The organism is Streptomyces cucumeris (assembly GCF_024295805.1).
Taxonomy (GTDB): Bacteria; Actinomycetota; Actinomycetes; order Streptomycetales; family Streptomycetaceae; genus Streptomyces; species Streptomyces cucumeris.
This window is the reverse complement of the sequence record NZ_JANCLX010000070.1, coordinates 1-8,121: the sequence shown is the minus strand read 5'-3', so window position 1 is coordinate 8,121 and position 8,121 is coordinate 1. Positions and strand designations below refer to the sequence as shown.

Here is an 8,121-nt window from a genome sequence, read left to right as displayed (position 1 = left end):
TCGCCGACGCCACCGAACAAGGCATCAACCGCATCAACCACAACCCACAACTGCCATGGTCCTTTCTCGCCCACACCGGCCTGACCATTCACCCAGCACACCCACTGAACTTACGAAAAGATCAGTAGGAGCGAAAAGTGTGACACTGAATTCCCGCCCATCGACCGCGACAAGAGCCCCTTCCTCGATGCCGACCACGATGCTGTCCGCATCGCCGACGCACTGCGCTCCAGCCCGCACATCACCTTCGTCGCCCTGGCCGCGCCCGGCGACGAGGCGGTCTGGTTCCGCGACGCCGACGGCACCGGCTTCGAGCTGTCCCTTGCCGCCGCGGAGCCAGACCCCGACGGTGAGCGGGTGGCCTACGCCTGGGACGCCGTGGTCGCCGCGATCGGCAACCACCAGCACTTCATCCGTGCCGCCCTCGAACAGCCGTCCTTCGGGCCGCTCAACCTCAACACCATCACCGCGCTCACCCGCACCAGCAACGAGTACACCCTCACGCTGACCGCCTGCTACCGCCCCGTCGACGACCAGGAGCACTCCACCCCGGCCGCCGGCGTCGCTTACGCCGCCGACCGGCTGCTGACCAACGACCCCAGCGACTCGGAACGGGCGACAGCCGAACTCCTCAACTACGTGGCCGCCACCTGGGACAAGCAGGACCTGCCGCTGCGCGAGCACGCCCAGGCCGTCGCCCGCGCCCTGCCCACCCAGTAGGAGGGGATCCGCCCATGCCCGCATCCACGGCCACCCGGCGCGCGGACCGTGAGGTGACGACCCGCCTGGCGCCAGGAGCAGGCCCGCCGGAATGCGGCCCGCGCGGCAGCGGCAGAGCGGGCGGAGGCCGAACGCGCGGCCGCCGCCGACGCGGTGCGGCAGGCGCTGGCGTGCGAGGACTGCGGGCAGCAGCAGGCCGGTGGGCTGTGCGAGGCGTGCGGCTACCGGCGCCGGACCGAGGCGGCGATCGTGGAGGCCGGGCTGGTCGCGGCCACCTGGTCCGCCGACCTGACCGACCCCGGCGACGTCGCCGCCGTCTCAGCCGAGGTGCGGGCGACGATGGAGCGCGAGATCGCCGACGCCCGCGCCGAATACCTGCGCCGGGCCCGAGCGGAGCGCGCGGCGCGCGAGACCGGAACAGCGGCCGCGGTCCCGAACCCGGCTCCGCTGCAGGCGTCCGCGTGAGCCGGGTCCGCCGGCGGACGACGAGGGAGTCATCCGGATCTCGGTGCGGATGGTGGATCGGATCAGGAAGGCGTGCAGGGCCGTGTCGGTTCGAGCCCGGTACCGTGTTGTGCTGATTCGCTCAACCCTGCGGCGGCATAAGGGAATTGGGGCGCTGTGTCGTTATATCTGCACCGTTCGAACCAGACCAAGCTCCTGCGCCGGACTGCCGTGGCCCGGTGCCTCGCGACCCGACTCCGCCGCACCGCTGCGCTCACCGAAGGGAGAGATACGGTCGGCGAAGTCGGGTGCTGCAGGCCCTTGGCCTGGGCCCGGCCCACCAGCTCGTCGATCAACTGGTCGTCCACAGCCTTCGCCGGTACAGCCTCCGGCTCGACAGCCTTGCTCTCGGCCGCGTTCTCACTGGTCATCGATGCATCTTCCATGATCGGGAGTTACACCGAACGATTGACAGTCCCACTAGCTCTTGCGTAGGCGCGCGCAGCTGTAGTGCTGGGAGAAATCGTACGGGTTCGCGCTGTCGTGGAGATTGCAGACGTCGAACCAGACGTCCTTGGCTTCGCAGGTGCCGGATCTGTCCCAGACTGTGCGGCGCTCCCCGTCCCTGGCGAAGACCTCGAGATCGGTCTGGGGGGAGGAGCCGCGCATCGTGAAATGGACCCGCACGACAGCTCCCCAGCCGTCCCCAGGGGCCCGGTCTATGGCTGTAGGGTTCTCGGCCAGGTAGCAGTACATGCCGTTGTAGGGCCAGTACTTGTACTGCACTGATCCGTAGCTTGCTCCGTTGGTGCTCGACCCGGCGAACACACTGTACGGCGGCTCGGCCGCGGCGGCGGGAGCTCCCGCCCTGGTCGCGGGAATCGAGGTAGGAGTGACTGCTGATGCCGCAGAGGCATGGGAGACCACCACACCAAGTGCGGCGCCGGCCACGAGCAACAGACGTGCACGCATATGCGTTCCCTTCTTGAATGCCCTTGTTCTGGGCCTTGCTGTCGGGTAAAGGGTCCGCCCAGCCCGATGTGGGATTCGACTCGTTTCGGCCTGCCCCGAAATGAGGGCGGCCGGAAGGATCATTCGCAGGAGCGGATGAGGGGATGCTGTGCTGCGGATTCACATCACAGCCGAGGACCTGGCGCAGGTACGGGTCACTGTGCTGGGGCCGCTCGCAGAGACTCAGCTGAGCCTGCGGACTGTGCAGTCGCGTGACCGTGCGGCGCTGTTCGGTGGGTGGCGTGCGCACACCGGTCCCCGGATCAGCGCCGATGGGAGAGAGACGGCACGGTTTCTCAGCCCCGCCGGGGGGCTGGTGGATCTGTTCACCCTGGTGGGCGCGGTGGGCTGCATGGATGAGGGGATAGAGCGGCTGATCAGCGTGCCGGACCGGCTGCGCGCGGAGCTCTCCGTACGTCGGCGCATGGATGCGGGGCGGGCACCGTGGCTGATCGAAGTGATGGATGCTGACCCGAAGGCGATTCGAAGGCTGGCCGTCTCACTACAGAGCTGCCACCGCGTCGCGGTTGCCCCGTACTGGGCGCGCATCGGCCACCACCTGGACGGGGAGGTGGCGCGGCGTGGGCGGCTCATGGTGCAGAGCGGGGTCGGGGCCCTGCTCGACAGCCTGCGCCCGATGGCCGTGTGGACGCCGCCCGTGCTTCAGATTCCGGACTATCGGCCCCTGTTCCACCCGGAGGCCGACTTCCACTTGGCGGGCCGTGCCCTCGTTCTGGCTCCGTCGGTGTTCTGCGGGCCCATACCCCAGCTGTTCGACAGCGCTCAGGCCGACACGATCGTCATGGTGTATCCGGCTCTGAACAGCCCGGTCGAGGCGGCTGCCCTATGGGCTTCCCCCACCGATACGCGCCAGGTCGATGCCCCGGTGCCGCCGGCTCTGTCCGCGCTCCTCGGCCGTACCAGGGCAATCGTGCTGTGCGTGATAGCCGACCAACCCGCATGCACTACCACGCAGCTCGCGCAGCGGGCGGGCATATCACCGGCCAGCGCCAGCGAACACGCCACCACCCTGCGCAGCGCCGGGCTAACCACTCTCACCCGGGAACGGAAGGCCGCCCTTCACACGCTGACCCACCTCGGCCTCACCCTCCTGAACAGCAACGATTCGGCCCCGTCCAGCACTTGAATACGGACCCCTTGCTGCGACCCACGTTCGGAAAGACGAAACGGCACAACTGTTGCTGGATACGCGTCACCGCTGATCGTGCCGTCCGCCAGCCCGGCCGAGGCCGCGCGAGGACGAACTCGGCCAGCACCTTCCCGGTGATCCGGTCGCCGCACATGGCGCACGCGGCCGGCCCGAGCTGGCCTTGGAGGGCGATGTCGGCCCATTGCAGGCGGGAGCGGCTGGTGACGACGAAGAAGCAGTTCGGCAGCAGCCACACCACCCGCTGGACGAGGCGCTCCAGGTCGCGGTGCGTGCGGTCGCGACGTCCTCGAAGGCGTCCAGCAGGATCACCGGCATGACGCGCTTGTCCGCCGACAGCTGAGCGAGCTCCCAGGCCAGCAGGTGCGGGTAGAAGGACAGCACCTCCAGGTCCGCCTCGGCCTCCAGCAGATCCGCCAGTCACGCGCACGTCGCGGCCACCTGGGACAAGCAGGACCTGCCGCTCCGCCAGCACGCCCAGGCCGTCGCCCGCGCCCTGCACACCCGGTTAGGAGGATCTGGCCCATGTCCGCATCGACGGCGACCCGGCGCGCGTACCGTGAGGGGAGGACCCGCCGGGAGGACCAGATGAGCGCGCAGCCCGACCACGCACCCGTCACCACCTACGCCCCCGCGCCCGGTGCGCCGGCCGAACTCCTGGCCCAGCTGCGCGCCGACTCCTGGGTGCCGGCCTTCGAGCGGGGGTGGGCGGCCGCGCTCGAACAGCGAGTTCATCGACATGGCGGAGCTCCGCGGGCGGCGCCGGTGACTCACAGCCGTACGCGGTCCGTTTCTCCGCCCCGGCCGCGAAGGTCCTCGACACCCTGCCCGAACACGTCGAAGACATGGTGTGGGACGTCCTGGACGCCGCCGCGGCCGATCCGTGGGGCTTCCGGCCGTGGAACGCCGACGGTCCCGGGGGCCAGGATGTCCGCCACGCCTCCGTCAGCCAGCTCTCCCTCACCTGCTGGGTGAACCGGCCCCTGCGCCGCCTGTCCGTCCTCACCATCACCTGGCTCGGATAGCCACCGGTGACAACGACCTGACCCGGCATCGCAACTGCCGGGGTCAGGTCGTTCTTCCGATCGTAGCCACGGCCGTATCCACCGGTTGCCACCCGGGAGACAACGCGCAGCCGCCCGCGGTAGTCACCAATTGCCTCGGGGCGGTCGGCCACTCGCGGTCAAAGACGAAGGAATGCGCTCACCTTGGGCGGGTTGCGGTCACCGCTGTTCCGAGGGGCGCGAGGCGGGGATGCTCGGATCGGTCAACGCGTGCCTGTCCGACGGGAGCGAACTGTGAGTTTTGTCGATCACCGGCATGAGCGTGATATCGCTGCCGATTGGGTGACCCGGCACCCTACGACCCGACGTGGCTGAACGGCCAGGGCCGCACCCTGGCCGTGGACGGCACCGTGGTGGCCCGGTTGTACGGAGCGGCCCGGGAGGGCTGCGCCGACTGCCGCGAGGACTCGCTGGAGCAGTTGTGCCGGAACCCGGGGCAGGTAGCCGCGCTGGCGCTGTGGGCCTGCACGCGAGTGATGGACACCTTCAACGACTTGCCCAGGGAGATGCTGGAGCGCGGCGATCCGGCCCTCCGACGGTTGGCGCGGGCCTACTCGAACAGCACCTTCCGGCACGGCTTCGAGGCACGCGAGCTGACTGACCTGCACAAGGTCTGCCTGGAGCTGGACCTCCGTACCCTCCAGGCCGCCGCAGAGCGGGCTTTGCAGTTCCTGCTCGCCGACCCGGCAGACTCGGTCCTTTTCGGCTCCCTGACCGGCGCCTACACGCCCAGCGACGAGGACGACACTCAGGAGCATTACGCCCTCACCCGCCAGGTCATCGGCCCGGATGAGGTAGCTATCACCCTCACCCCCCACGGCGACTGAGACCGACCCGCTCCCCGTTGGGGCCCTTCCTGGTCTGAGACCATCAGCAGGGCCGTAAAACTGAACGCAGGGGGGAAGAGCATGATCAATCTGCTGCTGCTCGGCGTCGTGATGCTCGCCGTCGGCGGGTGTGCATGCGTGCTGTGGGCGGAACGTGGCGGACCCCGCTGGGTCCGCCGCGTGGCGACAGTGACACTCGCCGTGAGCGAGCTGGTGCGTCGCTCCCGCAGGCGTCGGCGCCGAAGCGTGGACCGGACCACCAGCGGTGGTGACTAGGAACGGTCAAAGTCGAGATCACTTGTCAGAGGTCAGCTCCCGTACCCCCTGGTGAAGCCCGCCGGCCCGGAGGACGATGGAATCGTGGGACGAGCCGCACGAGGACCAGGAGCACGCCGTCGAACCGGCGCGGCCGCCGCTGACCGCGACCCCGAGCCCGGGAGATGACGGCCGCGCTGCGCCAGGCGATGGACGATGTCCGGCGCTCCGTGGCGGTGCTCGCCGCCCGGGTCCGCGACGCGCACGCCGCCCGCGTCTGGGTGCCGCTCGGGCACAGCAGCTGGGAGTCGTACTGCGACGCAGAGTTCGGCATCAGCCGCGCCCAGGCGTACCGGCTCCTGGACGTCGCCCGCGCCCTGGCCGCGATCCACGGCGCCATCGCCGCCGGCACCGAGACGTCTCGCACGCGAGACAGCGGCCCGGCCGCCGCGACCGCGCTCGACTACGGTCTGTCCCAGCGCGCCCTGATCGCCGTCTCCTTCCTGGCGAAGACCGCGCCAACCCCGTGCTGGTGGAGCTGCACGGCGGCCCTGGCTCGTCCAACTCAGTCCTCGCGGCCCTCTCCCGCGACTGGGAGCGGCATGTCACCCTGGTGCGCTACGACATGCGCGGCACCGGAAAGACCATGCGCCGCTCCGGCGCCGACGGACAAGGAGAGCTGACCTTCGAGCAACTGCTGGAGGACGCCGTGGAGGTCGTGCGGCACATCCGGGCGCGGCTCGGCGCCGAGCGGCTGTTCGTCTCGCAATCCGCGCTGAGCAAGCAGATCAAGGCGCTGGAACGCCAGCTCGGCGCGCCGCTGTTCGAACGCGACCGCCGAGAGGTGCGGCTGACGCTGGTCGGCAAGGTGTTGCTGCCGCACGCCCGCCGCGTGCTGGCTGAGTGGGATACCGCGTGGGAGGCCACCGAGCGCGCCAAGGCCGAGCAGCGCGCTGCGGATGCGGCAGTTCGAGGTCTTGTTGGTGTAGTGAGTGAGCGGGGAGGTAATGGTCCTGGTGGCGGGTGTCATGGTGTCTTCCACTGGCGGACCGGGTGCTGCTGGCGGCTGTCCACTACCGAACCAACCTGGCGGTGCGGCAGCTTGCGCAGGTTTTCGGAGTCTCGTCGGCGACGGTATGCCGGGTGACGCAGCGGTCACGCCCTCTCCTGGCCCTCGAGCCGGCTTGAAGTCAGTGCCTCCGGCCGCAACTACCGAGTCTCGGCAAATGTGCAGGTCATTACTGAGTCTTCGCCATCTTCGAACATACAGGTCGGAGGCTCTGGCCTGGCGCTCACTCGGGATGCTCATGCTGATCTCGGGCGGATGTCTGCGGTCTTGATCACCCGTCATGCCATCGGTCGAAGCTGTCAACATTTGGGTCAATGAGCCCAACCCAGACCGCCGGGCGCCGTCTCCCAGGCCGACACCTACCGCAACTACCTGCTGCTGATCGCGATCCTGATTGCCGGTGAAGGCGGTCTCACCGTCGTCCTGCGCACCTTGCGCTCCCTCCTGATCGCGCCCCTGCGCCATTGGCAGCACCCTCAGCCTGAGGATCCTGCTGCCCTTCCCGACCGCCGTACTGCTCGTCGCGGCCATACCTCCCGCCCAGCTCCGGCACGCCGCCACTGCTGCTGCCTCCTATAAGACGCCGTTTCTGATGGTGTGATCGTTCGTTGATCCGTGCATGACGGGTCTCGTTGAGCGGCTGATACCAGAGGAGTTATGGACGCTGTTCCGGCGAGTGGTGCCGCCGACGCAGGTCATACGCCCGCAAGGCGGCGGCCGCCGACGGGCCGGTGAACCGTGAATGCCTGGCAGCGATCATCTTCGTAGCCACTTCGGGCTGCACCTGGCGGCAGTTGCTGCCGGTGTTCGGACCGGCCTGGCCCACCGTCTACCGGCGCTTCGCCCAGTGGAGCCGGGATCGGGTCTGGGCCAGGCTCCACCGGGTCATCCTCGACGAGCTCGGCGCCCGAGGGGAACTGGACTGGTCGCGGTGCGCGATCGACTCCGTCAGCGTCCGGGCGGCAAAAGGGGGCCACTGACCGGACCACATCCGACCGACCGCGGTAAGCCGGGATCGAAAATCCACCTGATCACCGACCGGAACGGACTCCCCTTGTCCCTGGGCATCTTCGGCGCAAACATGCACGACAGTCTCGGCATGGAGCCGCTCGTGCGCGGGATCCCGCCCATCCGCTCCCGCCGCGGCCCGCGCCGCCGACGCCCGGCCAAGCTCCATGCCGACAAGGGCTACGACTACGACCACCTGCGCAGATGGCTTCGCAAGAGAGGCATCCGCCACCGCATCGCCCGCAAGGGCATCGAGTCCTCCACACGCTTGGGCCGCCACCGTTGGGTCGTCGAGAGAACGTTCTCCTGGCTCGCCGGACGCCGACGCCTGCACCGCCGCTACGAACGCAAGGCTGAACTTCCTTGCTTTCGTCGGCATAGCCGCAACCCTCATCGGCTACCGCCGACTCACCAAGTGAAACGACGTCTACTGATCTTTTCGTAAGTTCAGTGGGTGTGCTGGCGTTGTGCGTGGGAGGCTTTCGGGGTGGCTTATCAACCCTCGCCTTCGGCTGCTGGCTCGTCTCTTCCTCCTTTGTCGCGGCCTCAGTTGGC

Annotated in this window: 9 protein-coding genes and 3 pseudogenes; 11 read left to right on the top strand and 1 reads right to left on the bottom strand. The window is 68.8% G+C overall.

Features of this window, described 5'->3' with window-relative positions; genetic code table 11:
- The first annotated feature begins 357 nt into the window (after nucleotides 1-357).
- Together NMK44_RS41555 and NMK44_RS41550 are read left to right on the top strand one after the other, a co-directional pair.
- Nucleotides 358-720 (top strand): hypothetical protein, encoded by a 363-nt coding sequence (locus tag NMK44_RS41555; RefSeq protein WP_254753343.1) that lies wholly within the window; start codon nucleotides 358-360, stop codon nucleotides 718-720.
- Nucleotides 721-873: 153 nt separating this feature from the next.
- Nucleotides 874-1,185 carry a hypothetical protein gene (locus NMK44_RS41550; RefSeq protein WP_254753341.1) on the top strand — a complete coding sequence of 104 codons (312 nt, stop codon included), beginning with the start codon at nucleotides 874-876 and terminating at the stop codon, nucleotides 1,183-1,185.
- Between the two features lie 459 nt (nucleotides 1,186-1,644).
- Here the strand turns inward: NMK44_RS41550 and NMK44_RS41545 are convergent, their stop codons facing one another.
- The gene (locus NMK44_RS41545) at nucleotides 1,645-1,851 is read right to left on the bottom strand and encodes a hypothetical protein (RefSeq protein ID WP_254753339.1); all 207 of its coding nucleotides are present in this window, start codon (nucleotides 1,849-1,851) and stop codon (nucleotides 1,645-1,647) included.
- A 433-nt stretch (nucleotides 1,852-2,284) separates the two neighbouring features.
- Between NMK44_RS41545 and NMK44_RS41540 the strand changes: the two genes are divergently transcribed.
- From NMK44_RS41540 to NMK44_RS41495, 9 genes and pseudogenes are all read left to right on the top strand, one after another.
- A complete protein-coding gene (locus NMK44_RS41540; RefSeq protein WP_254753337.1) occupies nucleotides 2,285-3,322 on the top strand; it encodes a winged helix-turn-helix domain-containing protein in 1,038 nt (345 codons plus the stop codon).
- A gap of 609 nt (nucleotides 3,323-3,931) precedes the next feature.
- Nucleotides 3,932-4,069 (top strand): annotated as a pseudogene (locus NMK44_RS42980) (DUF6247 family protein); the annotation flags it as partial.
- The gene (locus NMK44_RS41530; RefSeq protein ID WP_254753335.1) at nucleotides 4,048-4,368 is read left to right on the top strand and encodes a hypothetical protein; all 321 of its coding nucleotides are present in this window, start codon (nucleotides 4,048-4,050) and stop codon (nucleotides 4,366-4,368) included. The pseudogene NMK44_RS42980 and the gene NMK44_RS41530, both read left to right, overlap by 22 nt.
- A gap of 317 nt (nucleotides 4,369-4,685) precedes the next feature.
- Nucleotides 4,686-5,234, top strand: a complete 549-nt coding sequence (locus NMK44_RS41525; protein ID WP_254753333.1) for a hypothetical protein — start codon at nucleotides 4,686-4,688, stop codon at nucleotides 5,232-5,234.
- 81 nt (nucleotides 5,235-5,315) lie between these two features.
- Entirely contained in the window at nucleotides 5,316-5,510 is a 195-nt protein-coding gene (locus tag NMK44_RS41520; protein ID WP_254753331.1) for a hypothetical protein, read from the top strand.
- Nucleotides 5,511-5,674: 164 nt separating this feature from the next.
- Nucleotides 5,675-6,172 (top strand): hypothetical protein, encoded by a 498-nt coding sequence (locus NMK44_RS41515; RefSeq protein WP_254753329.1) that lies wholly within the window; start codon nucleotides 5,675-5,677, stop codon nucleotides 6,170-6,172.
- Nucleotides 6,115-6,342, top strand: a pseudogene (locus NMK44_RS41510) (helix-turn-helix domain-containing protein); the annotation flags it as partial. The gene NMK44_RS41515 and the pseudogene NMK44_RS41510, both read left to right, overlap by 58 nt.
- A 170-nt stretch (nucleotides 6,343-6,512) precedes the next feature.
- Nucleotides 6,513-6,677 (top strand): helix-turn-helix domain-containing protein, encoded by a 165-nt coding sequence (locus tag NMK44_RS42880; protein ID WP_374215424.1) that lies wholly within the window; start codon nucleotides 6,513-6,515, stop codon nucleotides 6,675-6,677.
- A gap of 500 nt (nucleotides 6,678-7,177) precedes the next feature.
- A pseudogene (locus NMK44_RS41495) lies at nucleotides 7,178-7,985 on the top strand (IS5 family transposase).
- Nucleotides 7,986-8,121: the final 136 nt, after the last annotated feature.

Coding starts and splice junctions, on each gene's coding strand:
- NMK44_RS41520 (WP_254753331.1), top strand. CDS start 5,316: ATGATCAATCTGCTGCTGCTCGGCGTCGTGATGCTCGCCGTCGGCGGG.
- NMK44_RS41515 (WP_254753329.1), top strand. CDS start 5,675: ATGACGGCCGCGCTGCGCCAGGCGATGGACGATGTCCGGCGCTCCGTG.